The sequence below is a fragment of the Dyadobacter endophyticus genome, assembly GCF_014641595.1.
GTDB lineage: Bacteria > Bacteroidota > Bacteroidia > Cytophagales > Spirosomataceae > Dyadobacter > Dyadobacter endophyticus.
The window spans coordinates 406019-429101 of sequence record NZ_BMIA01000005.1; the positions used below are offsets into that span (position 1 = coordinate 406019).

The 23083-nt window shown below is 50.0% G+C and carries 17 protein-coding genes; 6 read left to right on the forward strand and 11 right to left on the reverse strand.

The window, feature by feature from the left end:
* Positions 1-5: 5 nt before the first annotated feature.
* The gene (ilvB, locus tag IEY24_RS28690) at positions 6-1766 is read right to left on the reverse strand and encodes a biosynthetic-type acetolactate synthase large subunit (RefSeq protein ID WP_188938714.1); all 1761 of its coding nucleotides are present in this window, start codon (positions 1764-1766) and stop codon (positions 6-8) included.
* A gap of 42 nt (positions 1767-1808) precedes the next feature.
* Positions 1809-3494, reverse strand: coding sequence for a dihydroxy-acid dehydratase (gene ilvD / locus IEY24_RS28695; RefSeq protein WP_188938715.1), 1686 nt, complete (start codon positions 3492-3494; stop codon positions 1809-1811).
* Positions 3495-3818: 324 nt separating this feature from the next.
* Here ilvD and murQ point away from each other — a divergent pair, with 324 nt between their 5' ends.
* Positions 3819-4622 (forward strand): N-acetylmuramic acid 6-phosphate etherase, encoded by an 804-nt coding sequence (murQ, locus tag IEY24_RS28700; protein WP_188938716.1) that lies wholly within the window; start codon positions 3819-3821, stop codon positions 4620-4622.
* A 2-nt stretch (positions 4623-4624) separates the two neighbouring features.
* Here the strand turns inward: murQ and IEY24_RS28705 are convergent, their stop codons facing one another.
* The 3 genes from IEY24_RS28705 to IEY24_RS28715 all read right to left on the reverse strand — a co-directional run bounded on the left by IEY24_RS28705 (position 4625) and on the right by IEY24_RS28715 (position 7654).
* Entirely contained in the window at positions 4625-5635 is a 1011-nt protein-coding gene (locus IEY24_RS28705; RefSeq protein ID WP_188938717.1) for a quinone oxidoreductase family protein, read from the reverse strand.
* Between the two features lie 98 nt (positions 5636-5733).
* Entirely contained in the window at positions 5734-6522 is a 789-nt protein-coding gene (locus tag IEY24_RS28710) for an NIPSNAP family protein (protein ID WP_188938718.1), read from the reverse strand.
* 100 nt (positions 6523-6622) lie between these two features.
* Positions 6623-7654, reverse strand: coding sequence for a PorP/SprF family type IX secretion system membrane protein (locus IEY24_RS28715; protein ID WP_188938719.1), 1032 nt, complete (start codon positions 7652-7654; stop codon positions 6623-6625).
* A gap of 278 nt (positions 7655-7932) precedes the next feature.
* Between IEY24_RS28715 and IEY24_RS28720 the strand changes: the two genes are divergently transcribed.
* The 3 genes from IEY24_RS28720 to IEY24_RS28730 all read left to right on the forward strand — a co-directional run bounded on the left by IEY24_RS28720 (position 7933) and on the right by IEY24_RS28730 (position 12393).
* Positions 7933-10752, forward strand: a complete 2820-nt coding sequence (locus tag IEY24_RS28720; RefSeq protein ID WP_188938720.1) for a PKD domain-containing protein — start codon at positions 7933-7935, stop codon at positions 10750-10752.
* Positions 10753-10853: 101 nt separating this feature from the next.
* On the forward strand, positions 10854-11879 hold the full coding sequence (ruvB, locus tag IEY24_RS28725) for a Holliday junction branch migration DNA helicase RuvB (protein ID WP_188938721.1): 1026 nt from the start codon (positions 10854-10856) through the stop codon (positions 11877-11879).
* An 88-nt stretch (positions 11880-11967) separates the two neighbouring features.
* Entirely contained in the window at positions 11968-12393 is a 426-nt protein-coding gene (locus tag IEY24_RS28730; RefSeq protein WP_188938722.1) for a (deoxy)nucleoside triphosphate pyrophosphohydrolase, read from the forward strand.
* On the opposite strand, the gene IEY24_RS28735 is transcribed toward IEY24_RS28730, so the two are convergent.
* The gene (locus IEY24_RS28735; RefSeq protein WP_188938723.1) at positions 12376-13737 is read right to left on the reverse strand and encodes a dihydroorotase; all 1362 of its coding nucleotides are present in this window, start codon (positions 13735-13737) and stop codon (positions 12376-12378) included. The genes IEY24_RS28730 and IEY24_RS28735 overlap by 18 nt on opposite strands.
* Before the next feature lie 74 nt (positions 13738-13811).
* Here IEY24_RS28735 and IEY24_RS28740 point away from each other — a divergent pair, with 74 nt between their 5' ends.
* Positions 13812-14504: a ComF family protein gene (locus IEY24_RS28740; protein ID WP_188938724.1), complete on the forward strand. Its 693-nt coding sequence runs from the start codon at positions 13812-13814 to the stop codon at positions 14502-14504.
* A 57-nt stretch (positions 14505-14561) separates the two neighbouring features.
* Here the strand turns inward: IEY24_RS28740 and IEY24_RS28745 are convergent, their stop codons facing one another.
* Positions 14562-15824, reverse strand: a complete 1263-nt coding sequence (locus IEY24_RS28745) for an SUMF1/EgtB/PvdO family nonheme iron enzyme (protein WP_188938725.1) — start codon at positions 15822-15824, stop codon at positions 14562-14564.
* 122 nt (positions 15825-15946) lie between these two features.
* Positions 15947-19294, reverse strand: a complete 3348-nt coding sequence (gene mfd, locus IEY24_RS28750; protein WP_188938726.1) for a transcription-repair coupling factor — start codon at positions 19292-19294, stop codon at positions 15947-15949.
* 207 nt (positions 19295-19501) lie between these two features.
* On the opposite strand from mfd, the gene pnuC reads away from it, so the two are divergent.
* On the forward strand, positions 19502-20131 hold the full coding sequence (gene pnuC / locus IEY24_RS28755) for a nicotinamide riboside transporter PnuC (RefSeq protein WP_188938727.1): 630 nt from the start codon (positions 19502-19504) through the stop codon (positions 20129-20131).
* Here pnuC and IEY24_RS28760 read toward each other — a convergent pair.
* From IEY24_RS28760 to IEY24_RS28770, 3 genes are all read right to left on the reverse strand, one after another.
* A complete protein-coding gene (locus tag IEY24_RS28760) occupies positions 20101-20547 on the reverse strand; it encodes a barstar family protein (protein WP_188938728.1) in 447 nt (148 codons plus the stop codon). The two genes, pnuC and IEY24_RS28760, sit on opposite strands and share 31 nt — an antisense overlap.
* 70 nt (positions 20548-20617) lie before the next feature.
* On the reverse strand, positions 20618-21541 hold the full coding sequence (locus IEY24_RS28765) for a sugar phosphate isomerase/epimerase family protein (protein ID WP_188938729.1): 924 nt from the start codon (positions 21539-21541) through the stop codon (positions 20618-20620).
* Between the two features lie 8 nt (positions 21542-21549).
* On the reverse strand, positions 21550-23058 hold the full coding sequence (locus tag IEY24_RS28770) for a c-type cytochrome domain-containing protein (RefSeq protein ID WP_188938730.1): 1509 nt from the start codon (positions 23056-23058) through the stop codon (positions 21550-21552).
* Positions 23059-23083: the final 25 nt, after the last annotated feature.

Here is a 23083-nt window from a genome sequence, read left to right on the forward strand (position 1 = left end):
TTATATTACTCCAAACGAATATCCGCTACGCAAGCTCCGGTTGGTACCATCGGGAATACGTTCTCTTCTTTCTCCACCAAAACTTCCAGCAGGTAAGGCTTGTCGGATGCCAGCATCTTATCAAGAGAAGCATTCAAATCCTCCCGTGCGCCGCAGGTATGACCATCGATGCCAAAACCTCTTGCAATGGTAATAAAATCAGGGTTTTGCAGCTCCACGAACGAATAGCGTTTCTGGTGGAAAAGCTGCTGCCACTGGCGTACCATTCCGAGGAAATTGTTGTTCAGAATGATAATCTTCACGGGCAGGCCGCTTTGTGCGATGGTACCCAGCTCCTGGATGGTCATCTGGAAACAACCATCACCGATGATCGCCACTACTTCGCGATCGGGGGCGCCTACTTTCGCTCCGAATGAGGCCGGTAATGCGTAGCCCATCGTTCCCAAACCGCCCGATGTGATGAAAGAGCTAGGTTTTTTGAACTGGTAGTAACGCGCAGTCATCATTTGGTGCTGACCCACGTCCGCCACAATCACCGCTTCGCCTTTGGTTTTATCAGAAAGCGTGCGGATCACTTCCGCCATTTTGATCTTCTCTGTAGTCGGTGCTAGTTCCGGCTGCGTAATTTTCTGATCTTCAATCGCATCGTACTTTTTGAATTCCGCTTTCCAGGCTTCGTGATTGTTCTCATTTACCAGAGGAAGCAGCAATTCCAGCGCGACTTTAGCATCACCTACTACCGGAGCATCTGCCTTCACAATCTTGTCGATCTCCGCCGGGTCGATTTCAATATGAACTACTTTCGCCTGTTTCGCATAGCGGCTCAAATCACCGGTTACGCGGTCGTCGAAACGCATTCCGACAGCGATAATGAGGTCGCATTGATTGGTCAGGACGTTGGTACCGTAATTTCCGTGCATTCCGAGCCAGCCCATGTAATTGGGGTGGTCAACCGACATAGACGAAAGCCCAAGGAGCGTCGAAGCAGCGGGAATATCTGTTTTTTCAATGAATTGGATCAATTCCTGTTCCGCACCGGCAATCCGTACGCCATGACCTACGAAAAGGAACGGACGTTTTGCCTGATTGATCAGCTTTGCAGCCGCAGCCAATTGCTCGTCTTTCGGAGCGATACGCGGGTGATAGCTTAGCAAAGCCTCCGTCTTTTTGTGAACAAAAGGCTTCGTCATCAACTTTTGCTGCGCATCTTTGGTAATATCGATCAAAACCGGTCCGGGACGGCCTGATTTAGCTATATAAAATGCTTTGGCGATAATTTCAGGGATTTCATCCGCATTGGTGACCTGGTAGTTCCATTTCGTGATCGGAATGGTGATTCCCATTACGTCCGTTTCCTGGAATGCGTCGGTACCGAGCAAATGCGATGCAACCTGGCCGATAATGCAGACCATGGGTGTTGAATCGATGATCGCGTCGGCAATACCCGTTACCAGGTTGGTAGCGCCTGGTCCCGAAGTTACCAGACAAACCCCCACTTCACCCGTAATACGCGCATAGCCCTCAGCTGCGTGTGCAGCGCCCTGCTCGTGGCGCACGAGAATATGGTGGATCTGATCCTGATAGTCATAAATCGCATCATACACCGGCATAATCGCCCCGCCCGGATACCCGAAAATGGTTGTAACACCTTCGGCGATCAGCGACTGGATGACCGCATGCGAGCCATTGATCAGCTCCGGCTTGGCCACCGAAACCACCGGTTCCGAGCCCTGAATTGTTGCAGTTTGATTTTCATTAAATCCCATGACCTCTGTATTGTTTAGTCGGATGAATTTCTGTCGTGAATTTTACGCTTCGTCAGTCACGCAACCTTCGCTGGCTGATTTCACGGTTCTGATATATCTTCCCAGCATACCTTTTGTAAAGCGTGGCGCTGGTTGTACCCAGGCTGCTTTGCGGGCTGCCATTTCTTCATCGGAAATGTGCAAAGTCAGTACGCGGGTGTTGGCATCGATGCTAATGCGGTCGCCATCTTTAACCAATGCGATCGGGCCGCCGTCGAATGCTTCCGGTGTAATGTGGCCTACTACGAAACCGTGCGTACCGCCTGAGAAACGACCGTCGGTGATCAATGCGATCTTGTCGCCAAGGCCTGCTCCCATTACCGCAGAAGTAGGTTTCAGCATTTCCGACATGCCCGGCCCACCTTTCGGACCTGCATTACGGATCACCACCACGTGGCCGGCCTTAATTTCACCTTTGGCAAGCATTTCAATAATCTCCGATTCGTGCTCGCAGACTTTCGCTTCGCCATCGAATGTAAGACCCTCCTTACCTGTAATCTTCGCAACCGAACCTTCGGGAGCAAGGTTACCGTAAAGCACCTGAATGTGGCCTGTCTGCTTGATCGGTGTTTCGATCGGGAACACCATTTTTTGTGTTTCAAAATTCAAGTCAGGCGCTTCTGCAAGGTTTTCAGCAACTGTTTTACCAGTTACAGTAATGCAATCTCCGTGGATCAGGCCTTTGGAATACAAATACTTGGTCACCGCAGGAACACCACCGATTGCCAGGATATCTTCCATGAAGTATTTACCACTCGGTTTCAAATCAGCGATAAATGGCGTGCGGTCAGAAATCACCTGAATGTCATCCAAAGTCAAAGGAATGTCGGCAGCGCGAGCGATTGCCAGGTAATGCAATGCCGCGTTGGTAGAACCACCCAGCGCCATTACCACTGTCAATGCGTTTTCAAGTGACTTTTTGGTAATAATATCCTTCGGGGTAATGTTCAGCTCGAGCAGCTTCTTCATCGCCGCACCGATCTTCTTGCATTCTTCCTGCTTGCCTTCGTGCGTAGCCGGATACGAGCTGCTGAACGGCAAGCTCAATCCCATTGCTTCGATCGAAGATGCCATCGTATTCGCAGTATACATACCGCCGCAAGCACCCTGGCCAGGGATCGAATTCTGGATTACTCCTTTATAATCTTCGTCAGAAATATTGTTGGCGAACTTCTTGCCCAATGCTTCGAATGCCGAAACGATGTCCAGTTTCTGTCCTTTATAGTGTCCCGAACGGATCGTTCCGCCGTACACCATAATAGCAGGGCGGTCGAGGCGCGCCATCGCCATAATGGCGCCGGGCATGTTTTTATCACAACCCACCACCGCGATCACACCATCGTACCATTGCGCAGCCACCACGGTTTCGATCGAATCCGCGATAATGTCACGGCTAGGCAGCGAGTAGCGCATACCGTCGTTTCCGTTGGTCATACCATCAGAAACACCAATGGTATTGAAGATCAGGCCGACCATATCATTGGCCGTCACGCCTTGCTTCACATACACCGACAAGCCGTTGAGGTGCATGTTGCATGGGTTACCTTCATAACCTGTGCTGGCAATCCCGATCTGCGGTTTAACAAAGTCTTCTTCTTTCAAACCAATTCCATAAAGCATTGCCTGTGCGGCCGGATTGGTTACTTCCTGGGTTAGGGTCTTCGAAAATCTGTTTAATTCTGTCGCCATTGGTGAATGATTGTATTTAAAATAAAAACACCTCACTCATTGGGTGAGTGAGGTGCCAGATATGTGCTATCATCCCACTCACGCTTAACGCGTGACAATAAGTAGGACCGGGACGATAATTGTTGATTTCATTAGCGTAACATTTAAGTCTAGCGAAATTTCGCTGTTTTTAACTTGGTGTTACAAATTAGGAGCCAATCTTTTTATTTTCCAAACATTCAAAGCTTTTTTTGTTATTAATCTATGATAAATACCAAATTTCCTCCCGGTGCAACATCGTTATCGGAAAACATTTAATTTTGGATTTCAAAAAACACGAACGCTATGATGACTACCGAATCGTCTTCGAACTATAATGATCTCGAAAAAATGAGTGTACGCGAGATACTCACCTCCATCAACCGCGAGGATCAGACCGTACCGCATGCCGTTCAGAAATCGCTCCCGCAGATCGAAGCCCTGGTAGAACAGATCGTTCCGAGAATGCAAAAGGGGGGGCGGCTGTTCTATATTGGCGCCGGAACCAGCGGACGATTGGGCGTTGTGGATGCGTCGGAATGCCCGCCGACATTCGGTGTGCCTTTCGATTTGGTAGTAGGAATCATCGCCGGTGGTGACACTGCGATTCGCAAAGCAGTCGAAAATGCGGAAGACGACTGGAATCAGGCGTGGAAAGACATGGCGATTTACGAGCCGAATGCAAATGATACATTAATAGGAATAGCCGCTTCGGGCCGCACACCTTATGTAATCGGTGGTTTAAATGAAGCCCGCAATGCAGGTTTGCTGACGGGCTGCGTGGTGTGTAATGACGGTTCCGCGGTAGCCAAAGCCTGCGAATACCCGGTGGAAATAGTGGTTGGGCCCGAATTTTTGACGGGAAGCACGAGAATGAAATCCGGTACAGCCCAAAAACTGGCGCTGAATATGATTTCAACGTCGGTAATGATACGCCTAGGCAAAGTGAAAGGCAATAAAATGGTCGATATGCAGCTCACCAACGAAAAACTGGTCAACAGGGCGTTGTACATGATCATTGACGAGCTGAATATCTCCCCCGACGAGGCGCAATCGCTGCTCGACGAGCACGGTAGCGTCCGCGCGGCGATTGACGCCGTTAGAAAATGATCCTATATTGAAAGGACGATCTTACCGAACTGCTGGCCGGAATCCATGTAACGGAGCGCCTGTTCGGCCTCATCCAGCGAAAATATCTTGTCGATAACCGGCACAATCTGCTTTTCGTTTACGAACTGTACCATATCGGCAAACTCCTGCTCCGTACCCATGGTGCTGCCATAGATATTGAGCTGCTTAAAGAACACTTTCGCAGGGACAATATCGGTAATGTTGCCTGTTCCGCCTCCATAGAAGCAAATGCGGGCGCCGGGCGCGGCGATATCGATCAGTTTTGCAAAACCGGGACCGCCGGCGCTATCGATGATCACATCGAAATACCCCGTCTTTGGTCCGCGCGCTTTCACGAGCAGATCGCGGAACCAGGTCGGATTTTTATAGTTAATCCCTCCTTTGGCACCCATCTCGATGGCTCTCTGTATTTTCTGGTCGGAACCGGACGTTACCCACACTTCCGCACCCGCAGCGATGGCAAACTGAACTGCAAATAGTGCTACACCTCCGCCCGCGCCCGTCACCAATACGCGATCCCCTTCTTTGAACCGGCAACGCGTCATAAGCGAACGCCACGCAGTGAGTCCGCCCATCGGCAATGCGGCTGCTTCTTCAAATGACAAATGCGCCGGTTTTTCTTCCAGATACTTAACGTCGGTCTTCACATATCCCGCAAGCGTGCCATTATCCGGAAGGCCGAGGATTTTATGATCTTCGCCGTAAAAATCAGGATTATCGCCCCAGTTTTGAGATGGATTGATGATCACTTCTTTTCCAATCCAGCTTTTGGCCACGCCATCGCCCACCTCAGTTACGATGCCCGCACCGTCGGAGCCTGGAATTATAGGGGTTGTGATCCGTGGATAAAGGCCTTTTTGTATCCATACATCGCGGTGGTTGATCGATGCGGCTTTCACTTCGACGAGCACTTCTCCCGGCCCCGGGTTAGGTTTTTGAGTTGTTTCAATAACCAGCGGCTCGTGAAGGTTCTTTAAAATAGCGGCTTTCATACTGTTGGGTTTTAAAACAAAAAATGATGAACCGGCCTTCCCGAAAACGGAACGGCCCTGGTTCATCATTTCAAAATGACTTGAACCGTTTTCAGATGCTAGATATCCGAATATTCGGTGGGATACAAGAAGAAGCTGGTGTTTTTTGAGACGTTGTTCTGATACTCGGGGTTTACTTTGAGCTTGTTCCACTCTGCATCTTCACTGAACGATTTCCAGTGTGCGTCGCGGGAAGCCTTGTTCTCAAAGGTAGTCATGTACATCAGGTTCGGCATGTGGCTCCCAACGATAACCTCGCCATAGAATACTCCATTAAAACCGAGGCGTTTGAATAATGGCACTTCACCTCCATCATTGAACATCTTCACCTTATTCTGGTAAATCTTCTCGGTATGTCCTTCGTAGCTGCGCAGTTCATAGACACGCTCGCTTTTAGGCCCCGTAAGGTCCGGTTTTGTAAGTACCGGCGCGCTGGTGAAGGCTTGCAAGACAATCGACTCAAACCGTGCGTAAGGCGGCGTTTTGTAATTCGCGTCGATGTAATCTTTACCCGATGAGACATAGGCCGCGTCCTTATCCAAAGTTTTAGGCAATGCCAAGAGCTGGTCGAGGGATTTTAACGGCGTGAGCACGTAAATCAACTTTCCCGCCATGGTATCGGTAGCCACCGGTTTGAACACGCCCACATTCTTAATCCCGGCACGGTGCGCAGCAGGAACATATGCGTCTTTCAGGAATGCTTCAACGCGCGCTTCCTGGTCTGCATTTTTAAGATGGTAGATTTTGATTTCGTAAAATTCCCGCTTGGGAGGCGCCGCCACGGTGCTTAATGTAACGGCAAGCAGCAAAAGAGTGAAAAGGAAATTGAAGTTTCGGTAGTTATGCATGGTATTTAAGCATCTTTTTGTTAGTGGATAACCACCTGAAAAGACCTTGCCAAACCGAGTTTACCCTATTTACTTTACCACTAATTATTTTCGAAGCAAATCAGAACTTTGGACAAGAAAGCTGACGCTTGCGGGCTTTGGGACGCTTCGGTTTTGATTCAAGCGGAGCAAAAACATAAGAAAGCGAGATCTCATGTGCACCGCCGCTGCCCGCACCCAATGTCGAAATCGTCAAATCGTAGCTGTAACCGATAGAAAATTTATCCTGACGGAACCCGGCGAGGAATATCAGCGACTCGTGGTTGTTGATATTTTGCTCGTATTTTTTGAAGGGAATGCCACGATACCAGGCCCCGATCACCAGAGGCTCGATGGTTACGTACATCCCTGCATCAAACTGGTCGTACTTGCCCTGTTTTTTGTACATGATCGCCGGTGAAATCGTTTTTTCTTTGTCGATTTCATCTCCCAGAAATGTATATCCTGCAAACGGAATGCGCAACCCGGCCTGCAAACTGGCTTTTACCGGCAGCCGCGCCTGGGTCAGGCTGGAAAATGCCTGATCGGGACGGTTGAGGTGATGTGCCGAAACACCGGCCCAGTACCAGTCGGAATAGAGCATCGCACCGGCACCAAAATCAGCGTAGAACACATTGGGCCCGCCCTTCGCAAATGGATCCTCCGAAGGCTGTCCCGTTAATCCGCCATTGTTATATTGATCGCCGAACGTCAGCCCGAAATAATCGAGGGTACGGGAAGCTACACCGCCCTGGATTCCCAGGCGTAGTGAAGTAAGCTCATTGAACTGGATCTGATACGAATATTGTAGTGCCGCCTCGGTCGATTTTAAATTCCCCAACCCCTGGCTGTCCATTGTTACAAGCACGCCGACGCCACTGTTAAGGTTGGGTAGGAACATATCTGCACCGATGGACGTCGTCACAAAGTTGGCCGACAATGAAGGCCACTGGTTACGATAATTAATGGTCGCGCGCGGTGCCAGCGCCCCTCCGGCCAATGCGGGGTTAAGGTATAACGGGTTCGCATAGAACTGCGAGAATTGCGGATCCTGGCTCCAACCTTTCAGGCAAAGCAGTGTCAGTAGAAAGAGAGGAAGTAAACGCTTGGTCATAGATGTGTTGGCTTGCCGCTTACCTAAAAACGGCCCCATTCCGGGCTCAAAAAAATTACCTGATTAAATTCACAAATTATCCTCAAATTGCGTATTAATATTCAAAATAGAGTGGTTTTTACGACATTACCGCACAAAATTTTAACATTTTATTTTCGTTAGTAATGTCGGGTAACCTGAATATTCTATGAGGCGGCTAGGGGTGTTTGAACAAGTAACGAAACATGGGGCGATTTTATAATAGATATCACCGATTTTTTTATGTCTTCTGCCTGCTTATGCTCCTCGTCGGCGCAAATGCCATGGCGCAGACGCCCTTTCTGGCACAAGGACAATGCATGCAAAATCCTGATTGTGAAGCCGATTCGACTTCATTCCGGGACACCGTCAGCGTGGCCACAAAGTGGCAATGGAGCTTCGGCGAAGGCGGTGCAACCGATACCAGACGCAACCCGCAGCATTCCTACATGGCACCGGGTTCTTATACGGTTACTCTTGTCCGTACATTGAAAAGCGGAGCTTCCGAAACGGTTTCCAAGGTCGTACAAATCGGCGAGTTGCCCCCCGAATTCCAGGAATGGAAAATCGATACCACCATCTGTAAAGGCGATACGCTGATCCTCGATCCTTATCCCAACGGGGCACCGGCTGGCGCCAAATATATATGGTATCCCAAAGGCGATACGACGCAGACCTTGAAAGTCGATAGTTCAGGCTGTTACTCGGTAGAGGTGATCATGCCCAACGGTTGTAAAATTCAGAACCGTATCAATGTAAAGATATGTATGGAACCGCAGGCGCAGGAAGGCTCCAAATGGTACTTCGGCGGTAATGCAGGTCTCGATTTTTCCAATACCCCTCCTTCCCCATTAACCGACGGCAAGCTGAATACGCCCGAAGGGACCTCTTCGATCGCCAACTCGAAAGGACAGCTGCTCTTTTACTCCGATGGTATCAAGGTATGGAATAAGAACGGGGATGAAATGACCTGTACGTTCGGGGCATGCGCGCCGATGAAGGGTAGCCCGAATTCCACACAATCGGTCCTCATTGTGCCCCAGCCAACTTGCAGAGGCTGCGAGTACCTGTATAATGTATTCACGACATCGGATATCAATGGTGAAAAGCTACTGACAGTGAGTGTCGTAGATATGCGCCGCAACCATGGTCTTGGTCAGATTATTGAACAAAATACAACACTCCAAACTCCCACCACCGAGCGCATTGCCTCCGTCCGCAACGACCGGGACAGCACTTATTGGGTCGTTTCGCACGATTACGGCACCAACAAATTCCGCATTTTCCACGCGACGACCGGCGGCCTCGTAGAAGTAAGCGCCCCCGAGCTCGGTATGGCGCACGACAGCCTCAACAAGGCCGAAGGTTATATGAAATTTTCATCGCCCGACAGTACCACCGGCGAACGCCAGCTGGCAGTGGTAATCCCGGGACCTGCGCGAAACTATGTCGAGTTGTATAGTTTCAATGATTCAACGGGGACATTAACCTACAAAAAAACCATGGACCTCGGCCCCGCGCCGCCTATTGCCTATGGTATCGAATTCTCGCCGAGCGGTGAAAAAATGTATGTCTCGTTCCAGGGCGAAAACGGCACGAAATCCCTGTTGAAACAATATGACCTCTCGCTGCCCGACAGCCTCGTTATTGAGACGGCTATCACGATCGACAGTTCTGCTACCCAGAAATACGGCGCACTGCAGTTCGGCCCGGATGGGCGGATTTACATGGCTATTCAGGGGAGCGAGTATCTCGCGGTGATCGGTGAGCCGGAAGGAAATTCATTAACGGGCGTCGACTACGAACGTGATGGCGCGAACCTCGGCGGTAAAAAAAGCCAGCTGGGGCTGCCGAATATGGTCCAGGATTTCACGCAGGAATCGCAGGGGCCTGGATTTGAGGCGGACGGATTCTGTACGAACGAGCCTACGACTTTCCAAGCCAGCCCGATGTGCGACCCGATCGAGGACACGTATTCGTGGGACTTCCTTGGAGACGGCTCGTTCACAACACCTTCCAAGCAGCAGCAAGCGACTTACACTTACACAAAGCCAGGCACCTACATGGTAGCCATGCGCGCCACCAACAAATGTACCGACACCACGATCGTCCAGGAGGTTACCATTTATGAAACACCTTCGAACATCAATTTGGGGCCCGACAAAGATACCTGCGGCGCCTACGTTCCGCTGGATATGAAGGTTAATGCGGAAGTTTATGCATGGATCAACCGCGGACGTGTTGTTGGCCGTGGCCGTACTTATAATGCCACTTCTACCGGCCGTTATATCGCTATCGCGTTCAACGGGCCGCAGGGCGATTGCTACGCTGCCGATACGATCGAGATTACGTTACGCAAGCCACCGGCGTTCTCCATCGGCCCCGACACTACATTATGCCGCGACAGTTCCATTGTGCTCCGGGTACAAAGCGACCGCTGGATCGAATACAAATGGAGTACCGGTGAAGGTACCCGGGAGGTGACGATCGGTCAGCCAGGACAATATATCGTGGTGGTTAAAGACAGAAACGACTGCTACAATTCCGACACGATCAAGGTAGGCGAGCTGCCTTCCCCAATCCTCGGCCTGGCGCCTGAAAACTACATTTGTATCCCCGACGGCCAATCCGTAACACTCGACGCCAACGGACGAGAGCCATATGAATATCTCTGGCCGCATTCGGGCGCGACAACGCAAACCATTACGGTGAATCAGGAAGGCAAATACATTGTACGCGCCACCAACAAGGAAGGCTGCGTAACCGAGCAAACCGCCGAAGTGATCGATAAATGCGAGCCGCGATTTTTTATTCCCGACGCATTCACGCCCGATGGGGAAGGACATAACGAGATCCTTGAAATATTCGGGGCCTATTACACCAATTTCTCCATACGCATCTACAACCGCTGGGGTGAGGTTATTTATGCCACCACGGATATCGAAGCGCGCTGGGATGGAACTTATAAAGGCCTGAAAGTCCAACCGGGAAGCTATCCTTATGTGCTTTCCTATGAAGCCCTCTATTATCCCGAACGCAACCCGATCGTCAAGCGCGGTTCGGTGATGGTGATCCGCTAGGCTTTCCTTTTGCAGATTAAAACAGTTATTTTTGGTTAACCAATAACAAACCAGCCGCCGCTGAACCGGACGGCTGGTTTTCACTGCCTATTCAACCGACTATGCGCCAGGATTATCTGTCCGGAGATAAAGAAAACCTTTCAAATACCGATAAAGACATCGAACGCGCATTGCGGCCGCTGTCTTTTGAGGATTTTACAGGGCAGGACAAGATTCTTGAAAACCTGAAAATATTCGTGCAGGCGGCCCGCCAGCGTGGTGATGCCCTCGATCACGTCTTATTACACGGCCCTCCGGGTTTGGGTAAAACCACCTTATCGAATATCATTGCCAATGAGCTCGGTTCGGGGATCAAAATAACTTCGGGTCCCGTACTTGACAAGCCTAGTGATCTTGCCGGCCTGCTTACCAACTTACAGGAGCACGACGTCCTTTTTATCGACGAAATCCATCGTTTGAATCCTGTTGTGGAAGAATATCTCTATTCCGCCATGGAGGACTACAAGATCGACATCATGCTCGACAGCGGCCCCAATGCCCGCAGCATCCAGATCGGCCTCAACCCTTTCACGCTCATAGGCGCCACCACGCGCGCCGGCATGCTTACATCGCCCCTGCGTGCGCGGTTTGGGATCAATGCACGGCTGGAATATTACGATGCACAGCTGCTGACGTCCATTCTCAAACGTTCGGCTGCCATTTTGGGAACGCCGCTGGAAGATGATGCAGCCTATGAAATCGCGCGGCGCAGCCGCGGTACGCCCCGTATTGCCAACAATTTATTGCGCAGAACACGCGATTTTGCGCAGGTGAAAGGCAATGGCCGCATTACCGTGGCCATTGCCGAAATGGCTTTGCAGGCATTGGATGTAGATCAGAACGGCCTCGATGAGATGGATAACCGCATTCTTAGCACGATTATTCAAAAATTCAAAGGCGGGCCGGTAGGGTTGTCGACCATTGCTACTGCCTGTGGGGAAGAGGCCGAAACGATCGAGGAAGTTTACGAACCATTCCTGATCCAGGAGGGTTATATGAAGCGGACTTCCCGCGGACGGGAAGTGACTGAAAAAGCATTCAAGCACCTTGGCATATTGCCACGGCATCGTTCCGGCGAATTGTTCTGAGCGTTAACTTTTTAAGAAGTTCTAACAATCACATACAAGTTAAGTTTAGAAATAGTAATTTTGCGGTGAATTAGCGTAACCGCCTCCTATGATCGAAGTACTGGTTTCCGAAAAGTTAGTGGTGAGAGTGCCTTGTGCGGTGATTGAACATAATGGAAAAGTACTCGCCGGGCAGCGTAGCGCGGCATTGTCCTTCCCCCTTCAATGGGAATTTCCCGGCGGAAAACTCGAAAAAGGCGAAACAGACGAGCAGGCTCTCTTCCGTGAGATCATGGAAGAACTCAATGTGGCCGTTCAGATTATCGATAAACTTCCCGAAACCTCCAAAGACCAGGGTTGGCGCGAAATCGTGCTGGTACCCTTCATCTGCAAGGTGAATACAACGGATTTTATCCTCACGGAGCATGAGCAAATCCTCTGGCTCGACCCTGAGGACCTGCCCAGCCTCGACTGGACGGAGGCCGATCTGAACGTGATCCAGAATTATTACGATTACCTAACGGCTAAAAGCTAACCGCTTTCCTCTCACCGTTTCATCAAACTTCCCGTTCTCATAAGCCAGGTGCCCCGACACGAATGTATGGGTAATGCGTGAATGAAACTCCGTGCCGTTAAACGGCGACCAGCCGCATTTAGCGTAAATGGTCGAAGGATCGACCTGTGTCGTCGCATTTGGATCGACGAGGATCAGATCTGCCCAATATCCTTCGCGAATGTAGCCGCGGTCTTTGATATTGAAAAGATCGGCCACGGCGTGACTCATTTTCTCGGCAACACGATCGATAGAAATTTTTCCTGCCCTGCTTAGTTCGAGCATTACGTTCAAAGTATGCTGTACCAGCGGCAAGCCTGACGGCGCTTGCCAGTAATGCTGCGCCTTTTCTTCGATCGTGTGCGGCGCATGGTCCGTTGCGATCACATCAATACGGTTATCCAGCACCGCTTGCAGGATCGCTTCTTTATGATGCGGCGCCTTAATGGCCGGATTACACTTGATTTCGTTGCCTAATGTCCGGTAGTCTTCCGCATCGAACCACAGATGGTGAACGCAGGCCTCGGCAGTCACGAGCTTCGGTTGGCCGTTCGCAAGTAGTATTTTGCCATTTTTGCGGGTTCCTGGTTCGAATAAATGCACCTCGTCGCCGGTAGAAATATGCAGGATATGCAGGCGCGTACCATGCTTATGGGCAAGCGAGCTCGCAAAAGTGGAAGATTTCAGGCAAGCCTCTTCGTTCCGGATCAATGCATGAATATCGTAAGGCACATTATCGCCATACTTCTCTTTGAAGAATGCCATTCTGGCCTTCACGGTCGGCTCGTCTTCGCAATGCGTCGCGATTATGCAAGGTGCATTCGCAAAGAGTCTTTCGAGCACTTCGGGCGCATCTACCAGCATATTTCCCGTTGAGGAGCCCATAAATATCTTGATACCGCACACTTGGGTAGGGTCGGTACGCATCACTTCATCATAGTTGTCGTTCGACGCACCCATGAAGAAAGAGTAATTGGCAAGGGACGTGTTGGCGCCGATCTGGTATTTGTCTTCCAGCAACTGCTGAGTCAGTGTATTGGGGACGGTGTTAGGCATTTCCATGAATGAAGTAACCCCGCCGGCAACAGCCGCTTTCGATTCTGTATGAATATTCGCCTTATGCGTAAGTCCCGGCTCGCGGAAGTGTACCTGGTCGTCGATCACACCCGGCATTAGAAAAAGCCCTTTTGCATCAATTATCCTGTCCGCTTGCACATGCTGTAAGTCCCGTTCGATTTTTTTAATGTGACCATTTTCAATTATTACGTCTAAATACTGAACCTGGTTTTCATTTACTACCTGGGCATTTAAGATCAGCGTTGTCATGGGCGGCGGCGATTGATTGATGTCGTGCAAAGGTATTCAGACAGGTTGAAATTCACTCATTGAATCACACAAAAATGAACCTGAAACAACTTCTCCGAGATTTCGCCGATCTGCTTTTTCCGCGCTGCTGCGAGAGCTGCGACCAGATACTGCAAGGCAATGAAGCCACTATTTGTACGCTTTGCCGCATTACGCTGCCGCGCATCGGTTCCGCCGGTCTGAATAGCGAGTCGCTCCAATTCAAGTTTGTGAACCTTACGGAAGTGCACGCTACGCATTCATTTCTATTATTCACAAAAAGAAGTAAAGTGCAAAAGCTCTTGCATGCATTGAAATACAAAGGCAATAAGGACGTAGGGATATTGCTAGGGCAGATGTTTGGTCAGGAATTGAAGGCATCAGGACATTTACCGGAAGCCGAAATCATCTTGAGCATTCCGCTTCATCCTAAAAAGCGGAAGCAACGAGGCTATAATCAAAGCGATCTGCTCGCCGAAGGCTTTTCCAGCGCTACAAATATCCCATGGTCCGGGGCAATGCTGGAACGGGTTAAATACACGGCAACGCAGACCGGCAAAAGCAAACTGGAAAGACGGGAGAATGTGCAAGGGGTATTTGCCGTCAAACAAGGTTTTTGCCCGCAAAGCGCAATCCTGATCGATGATGTTCTTACCACCGGCGCTACACTCGAAGAATGTGCCAGAACACTCCTTACTACCGGGTGCAAGCGCTTTTACATTCTGACCATCGCATTGGCACAGCATTAACATCAAAAAGCCGCCATTCGGAGAACAGCGGCTTTTTGATTGATATTATTCAATGCATTACTCTTTGTGAGTTCCGGTTGCGATCATCGCGCAGCGGAAACCTACCATTGCAGTAGCAGAGTCCTGATCCATGTAGCGGCGTGTTCCTGGCGACAACCAGTAAGCAACGTCAGACCATGAACCACCTTTATAAACTCTCAGCTTATCGTCAACCATCGAGTTGCTGTTCTTGGTATCGTAGTTTTTGGCTTCATCCTGATAACCGTCGCGACGGAACGAGTTCAAGTCGTTTACATCAGAATTGGAAAGCGGACGGTACACGTCATAAACCCATTCGCTCACGTTACCTGCCATGTCATAAAGACCGTTGTCGTTTGCCGGATACGAACGAATTTCTTGTGTGATGATCGCACCGTCATTAGATTTACCTGCAATACCCGCATAGTCACCAGGACCGCGTTTGAAGTTCGCAAGCATTGTTCCCTGCTTACGACCCCGTGGCTGGCGCATAGTAGAACCATCCCATGGATAAATTCTCGAGTTGGCCTGATTTTCGTCCGAATATTGCGTTCCGATCATTGCCATGGCCGCATATTCGAACTCGGCTTCTGTCGGAAGGCGGTATGGAGGCATTACGTAACCGCTTTCGATGCGTAGTTGTGGCGCGGGAGCGTCAGCAGCTGCAACAGCTTCGCCTTCTGCTTTTTTCTTCTTGCCGAAAGAGAATCCTCTTTTCTTCTTACCACCACTTGCGGCGGCGGCGCCTTTCTGATTGTTGGCCTGGCTTACAGCAGCGGTACGCCATGCGCAGTAGTCGTTAGCCTGAACCCATGAAACGCCTACCACAGGGTATAAGCGGAAGCCTGGGTGACGCAGGTACATGGTTACGTAAGAGTCGTTGAATGACAGTTCGTTATACCAAACGTTTGTATCGGGAAGCGCTTTTGCGTAAAACTCTTCCGAAGAATCTCTCTGAATCGCATTCAAGTATTCGAGGTAGTGGACGTTCGCCACTTCCGTCTGGTCCATGTAGAAGGACTGGATACTAACGGTTCTTTTCGGGTTGTCCCGCCGCGCCATCACATCCTCTTCCAGCGAACCCATCGTAAAACGGCCACCTTCAATGTACACAAGGTCGGGACCGGCTGGCAAAGCTTTGTATTGCTTTACTTCAAACCCGTCTTTTCCGTTGTAAGCCAAGCCTGTTTTGGAGCTGGTCTTGCCAGGCTTCAAGCTGGTTGGCTTCTTTTTACTACACGCAGTTGCCGCTAATAACACAATCAGAATCAGCGCGATCGACCGGGTACCCATCTTTTGCATGCAAATCATTGCTTTAAAGTGACTTAAGTGTTTGGTATTTTATAGTATGCGAAACCGCAAATGTATGAAATCAATCGATATTATTTTTAAAAATCAATTATCAGGTAACGGAGGCCTGTTTGCTATTGCGTCATTTCCATGAGCACCTGCCGTGCCTGATCGATGCTTTTGACGTCGTCGCAAATCAGTATCAGCTTGCCTTTCTGATCTTTAAGCGAAATTTGTTTGGGGTGTTTCTTAATGTAATCGATCACCTGTCCGAACTTCGCCGACTGAAAGAATTCGTCATTCTGCGAAGTAACGAAGTAGCCTTTCATCGTATTGCTTTTCAAGGTCAGTTTTTCCAACTGCAAGGCCTCTGCTTCCCAGCGCAAACGGACCGTTTTTAATAAATCCTGCACTTCATGCGGCACCGGCCCGAAGCGGTCGAGAATTTCCTTTTCAAATTTTCCTAATTCTTCCTCAGTTTCAATATTATCGAGGCGGGTATATAACGATAGTCTCTCAGAAATATTCTTTACGTAATCATCCGGTATCAAAGTCGCAAAATCGGTTTCAATTTGCGTGTCCGGCACCAGTTTTTTCGGCAGGCTGAATACCCCGTCGAACAGGTCCTTAAACTCGTTGCTTTTCAGCTCCTGAACAGCCTCATCGAGCATTTTATGGTACAATTCATATCCCAGGTCATTCACAAAACCGCTTTGCTCGGCACCCAGCAGATTACCCGCGCCACGGATGTCGAGGTCACGCATGGCTACCTTGAACCCGTCGCCAAGGTCGGAAAACTCTTCCAGGGTCTGTAAACGTTTGCGCGAATCGCTGGCCAGCGTCGATACCGAGGGCGTGAGCAGGTAGCAGAATGCCTTTCTGTTCGAACGCCCTACGCGGCCACGCATCTGGTGCAGGTCCGAGAGCCCGAACATATGGGCGGAGTTGATAATAATGGTGTTTGCATTGGCAATATCGATCCCCGATTCGATGATATTGGTCGAAACAAGGACGTCGTACTCGCCGTCGATGAAGTTCAACATCACCTTTTCCAGCTTGTCGCCTTCCATTTGCCCATGCGCGACGCCTATGCGCACGTCGGGCACGAGGCGCAGGATGATATTTGCGATCGATTCAATGTCATTCACGCGGTTGTGGACAAAGAAAACCTGACCGCCCCGCTGCACTTCGAAGCTGATCGCATCACGAATAAACTCCTCACTGAATGTATGCACTTCCGTCGTAACCGGCTGGCGGTTCGGCGGCGGGGTCGCGATCACCGAAAGATCACGGGCGCCCATCAGCGAGAAATGCAATGTACGCGGGATAGGCGTTGCGGTAAGTGTAAGCACGTCCACATTCACGCGCATTTCTTTCAAGCGGTCTTTCGCTTTTACCCCGAACTTCTGCTCCTCATCGACAACCAGCAGGCCCAGGTCCTTGAATTTCACATCTTTATTCAAAATCCGGTGCGTACCGATCAGAATATCGATCTTACCCTCCTCGGCCTGCTTCAATGTATCCTTGATCTCTTTCGCGGATTTGAAACGGTTGATATAACCCACTTTTGCAGGAAAATCGGCAAGGCGGTCGCTGAATGTCTTGAAGTGCTGCATAGCCAGGATGGTCGTAGGCACAAGTACCGCCACTTGCTTGCTATCACAAACCGCCTTGAACGCAGCACGAATCGCGATTTCGGTTTTACCAAAACCCACATCACCACACACCAGCCTATCCATTGGGTGGCCTTTCTCCATATCATCCTTCACATTGGCCGTAGCCGTAGCCTGGTCGGGCGTATCTTCATATAGAAAGGACGATTCCAGCTCCACTTGCAGGTAATTGTCTTTTGAGAATGGAAATCCGGGTGCCTGACGGCGTTTGGCATATAGTGCGATCAACTCGTGCGCAATGTCTTTCAGCTGCTTTTTAACTTTCGACTTTTTAGCCTCCCATTCACCCGAACCCAGCTTACTCATAGCCGGTGGAGTTCCTTCCTTACCGGTATATTTGGCGATTTTGTGCAGGTTATGCACGCTGACATACAGCAAATCATTGTCTCGGTAAATCAGCCGCACCGCTTCCTGCTCCTTGCCATTCACATCTTTGCGCTCCATTCCGGCAAAACGACCAATGCCATAATCGACGTGCGTCACAAAATCGCCTACCTGTAATGATTTCAGCTCTTTCAAGGTCATAGCCTTGGATTTGCTGAACTTCTCCTTTAACCGGTATTTATGAAAACGGGCGAAAATCTGGTGATCGGTATAGCAAGCCACTTTCAGGTTATCGTCCACAAAACCTTCCCGAAGTGAAATATGCATCGGCCTGAACTTCACGAACGGATCGAGGTCTTCGAAGATTCTTTCCAACCTGTCGAGCTGCTTGGGCTGCTCGGCGACGATGATATTGACGTAACCTTTGTTCTGATTGTCAGACAAATCATCCAAAAGCCTTTTGAAATCCTTATTAAATGAAGGCTGCGGTTTCGAAGAATAAGGCAGCTTCAATTCAGTTTTGAAATAGGATTTCTTCCCAAACTCGACCGTTTTAAATTTTTTGACCTGATTCAGGAAGCCCCGCCGTGTTTCGAAAAGCTCCTGGGGGTTCGAAACGATCTGCACACCGCCGCCGGTTACTTCTTCCAGTGCCTTTTCAGCCTTTTCAAAGCACTTTTCAATCATTTCCAATGTCAGTTCCGCATCTTTAAACCAAATAGCGGTTTCATCGGCGAAGAAACTCAGGAAGGATTCACGCGTTTCGTGCGAGAGCTTCTGTTGGATGTCCGGCACGATATTGATCTGCTTCGCACTTTCGAGCGAAAGCTGCGTATCCGGGTCGAAGGAGCGGATGCTCTCCACTTCATCCCCGAAAAGCTCGATCCGGAACGGGTGCTCGTTAGCGAAGGAAAATACATCGAGAATACCTCCGCGCACCGAAAACTGACCAGCTTCAAACACAAAATCGGTGATCTCGAAGCCATAGCTGTTCAGAAACTCAGTCAGAAATGCAGGATCGAGTTTTTCTCCTACTTTAACTGAAAAGGTATTTGCCTTTAGCGAACGTTTGTTGATCACTTTCTCGAACAATGCCTCGGGATAGGTGACGATCTGTACCGGAGTGCTGCGCCCCGCGCTGAGCTTGTTCAGGATCTCGCCGCGCATAAGCACGTTGGCATTATCTACTTCTTCGTAGTGGTAAGGCCTCTTATAGGACGTAGGATAAAAAAGCACCTCGGTAGAGCCCAGCAGGTTTTGCAGGTCGTTCTGAAAATAGGCTGCTTCCTCACGGTCACTGAGGATGTATACTGCCGGCGATTTCTTTTTATGCTGCAAAGACGCCGCAACTACTGCATCGAGGCTTCCTACCAATCCCTTGATCTGCACGTGCGCCGCCTCAGCGTCTTTGGAGGTGATCTGCGTGCTCAGCACATCCAGGTAGCTATCGCCTCCGTATAGTGTTAATAAGTCTTTAACTTCCAATTATATCAAATGCTTAGCAGCCTTCGCCGCAGTGAAATGTAAACGCAAAAAGCCGTTTCGGGGAATTTCCCGACCGGCCAGCATTTATAACAACAGTCGTACCAGTTTTGTTGCTACGCTGTTCGAATTGCAAAAATAGTCCGAAATGCCCCAGCTCGAAAATCCGGAATATCATTTTATTTTTACCTTTCACACCATTACTCCCTCATGATCGACTGGCTCAATCAACCCGTTTCTCTGGCAGGCCTACCCACGACAGTGCTGGAAATCCTGGGCTTCATCACCGGAGCTATCTGCGTTTATCTCAACACTCGCCAGAATGTGCTCGGCTGGTTTTTCGGAATTATCAATGCGGTACTTTACGGAGTGGTTTTCTGGCAGGTAAGGTTATACGCCGATATGGGTTTGCAGGGCTATTACTTCCTGACGAGCATCTACGGCTGGTGGATGTGGAAATTCGGCGGACAAAACCACGACGGCGTGCGCGTTACCCATACGCCCGCGAAGCTCTACCCGGTTTTCGGATTCATTTTTATCGCGGTAACTCTCTCCTGGGGCTTTCTGCTAGGCCGGTTCACCAACGCCAGCCTGACTTACGCCGATTCCGCTCTCACGATCGCCAGCCTGATCGGCCAATGGATGATGGCCCGTAAATACCTCGAAAACTGGATTATCTGGATCGTCGCCGATGCGGCATATGTAGTTGTGTATTTCTACAAAGACCTGCATCTGACTGCGATTTTGTACGCAGTGTTTCTCGTGCTCGCTGTGATCGGGTATGTGCAGTGGCGGAAAGACGTTGTTCGTCAGTCGAGCGTATCGAACGGAATTTCCTGATCTTCGAGCAATGTGCGGATGCGTGGCGAATCCTGGAAAACGATCTGCAATTCTTTCTTGGCAACGCCTTCCTCTTCCTCGTCGAGCCATTTCCAATCTTCGGCGGTAGCGTCGAAAATATCGATGATCGTCAGGAGTTTATCTTCCGATTTTTCCTTCGACAGCCATTCCGCGGAACGGTCGATGTAAATGATTACCTTCTTTTCATCGATCCATTCGAGGTCGTTGAGCATTTCGTCGAGCGCGTCCAGGTTTTTGCCTGAATAATCGGGGAAATGCATGGCGGTAGAAATCGCCTCGTGGAAATCTTTGACGGAAGTCGCTGTGCCTCCATCAATATGGGCTACAAATGCGCCCAGAAACGTTTTACGGACATCGGATTCTTCCCGGGCCAGCAGGAAGTGTGTGTTTTTCATAGAGTCGTTGATTTAAAACACTGCAAGTTAGAGAAAAATGGACGTGCAAGTCCAGCCTTTCAGTAGTGTTTTATTTCAAATAACGCTTTCTTAACAAATGCATCATATGCACATTAATACCCCACTGATCCGAGAGTGGCTGGTGCGTAAAAGGCACCGTCGGCTGGTAATTCGGCGGTCCGAATTCGGTCAGCACGGTCAGTGTTTCTCCGCTTTTAACCTTGTATTCCACCACTTTGTCCCACCACGCTAAATGGGCTTTCACAGCCGCCTCCCATTCCGGCGCACGGGGGTCGTTCACCTGCGGGCCCTCCTCATGGCCTACGCGCGAGTGTATGTGACCCACACGTGCGAGCGCCAGCTGAATGGTTTCCTCCTGGTCCTGCAAAAGGCTTTCATGCACATTGCACCAGTGCGAAATATCGAGCGTTAGCCGCAAAGCGGGATTTTTCTCTATGAAATTACGGGCTATGTGCGCCGCAAAGAGCATCCGTCCGCGGTGGGTTTCATGGTAAATAGGGATGCCGCTTTTGGTCGAAGCCTCGGTGGTATGGTCTATAAATGCCTTGTTTTGCTCGTAAGTAAAATGGTCGCGGCCGCTATGACAATTGATATAAAGCGGTTTCACGGGCCATTGTGTCGTAGCCGCATCGATCTGCGATTTGAATGCATTCAAATGCGTTTTGTAATCCCGCTCACCCGATCCGCAGAGAAAGCCTACTTCGAGGTTGTGCTTTGTCAATGCGTCAAACAGCTCCTTCTGCTTGTCTTTCGAGCCCTGCCACCACATTTCAATCCCGTCGTAACCTTCTTTTTTGACGGCCGCACAAAATTGGTCGGTAGTACCTTGATAGCCCCAGTTGGTACCGAGGACCTTCAATGATAATTTATTTTCAAACTGCACAGCAGCTTTGTTCGCATCCGCGATGGTTTCGAACGTGGTTAGAGCGCCCGCGGCAGCCGCAGCGGAGCCAATAAAATTTCTACGGTTCATTTCCTATGCTATTTTTTCGTCGTCGCTACCGGCTTGGTTACCGTACTGTCCCCCGCTTTCAGGAATTGCGCAACTTCGGCCGCGCTAAAACCGTTCACGATCTGCAAGCCTTTGTTTTGGCGGGCGGTTTGGGCCACGGCGCTATCCGTTACAGCCGATTGCCACACGTAAATCGAACGCAAGCCTTTTATCGTCGCGATATTTTTCAATCCTGCGTCGCCAATTTTGGTGTCGATCACATTCAGGTACTCCAGATGCGGCAAACTTTTGATCTGCGCAATGCCCTGGTCGGTTACACCAGTGTGTTCCAGGTGAAGTTTCGTAAGGTTTTTCAGTTTAGCAATTTCTTTCAATCCGCTGTCGGTGATTTGGGTACCGCCCAGTTTCAGCCAGGTTATCTGTTCAGCGACGGGCAAAAGCAACGCGATGTCCTTGTCGCTGAATTTCGGCGCATTTACAGCACTTACTTCTATCAGGTTCTGGTCTTGCGATAATGTATTGACGATCAGTCCCGCCTTGCGCATTGCCTGGATATCGGCTTCTTTCGCCGGTGAAACTTTCAACGTGGCTATCGCAGATTCTTTTTGCTTTGCACCACCCGCGCCGCCAGTTGCCGAACCGCCGCCCAAGGATGCCAGAGCCGGTTTTACCTGATCGGACACGGTCAGTTCTGCTACCTTTTTATCAACAGGAGCACCCTGGTCGATCCACCAGGAGAGCAACGCGATTTGCTCGGTACTTAGCTGCGGTTTGCCTTTGGGAGGCATATGGTTATCGTCGCTCTCGTCTAGCAGGCAGCGTTTAATCATATCACTTTCGGCACCTTTCCCAGGTACCAGGACCGGGCCGTTTTCTCCTCCTTTCATGAGCAATGCGAGCTCGTCCATACGCAAATCACCTTTTTTCTTGCTTGCGTTATGGCATTGCGTACAGCGCGCTTCGAGGATCGGCTGTACAATATCCTTATAAACAACAGCCTGCTGCACATCGGTAATAGGCTTGATTTCCTTGGCTTTTTCCTGAATAGGATCCATCCCGGCAAGGCTACGGAAGGGCTCGGGCGTGTATTGGGTGAGGTAGCCGTCGCCATGCGTGAGCGAGCCCCCGTCGTGGCCTGCTGTCATGGTCAATACGACGGCCACAGCGAATGCGGGTAGATAAACAGCTTTTCCAAAAGAGATTTTCCCGGCAAGCCAGTCCGATTTTACAATCCACGCAACCCAGGCAAATACGGCCACGCCGATGCCTTTCAACATATGCGCGCCCAGCAAATCTTCGTCATAACCGCCTCCTAACGACAGCAGGTACCCCGCAATGCAGGCAAAAGTGGCGCTCACGGCAGACCAAAACAGCACAAAAACCACAGTTGATTCACTCACCGAAATCTTGCCGGTTCTACGACCAATCTCAATAAGGGCTGCAATCAACAGAAAACCAATAGGTAAATGCACCAGTACCGGGTGGAAACGCCCGATAAAAAGCGCCCAGGGTGATGCCTGAAGAAGAGGAATGAGCATACCGGAAATCAATATTTAGGGATTA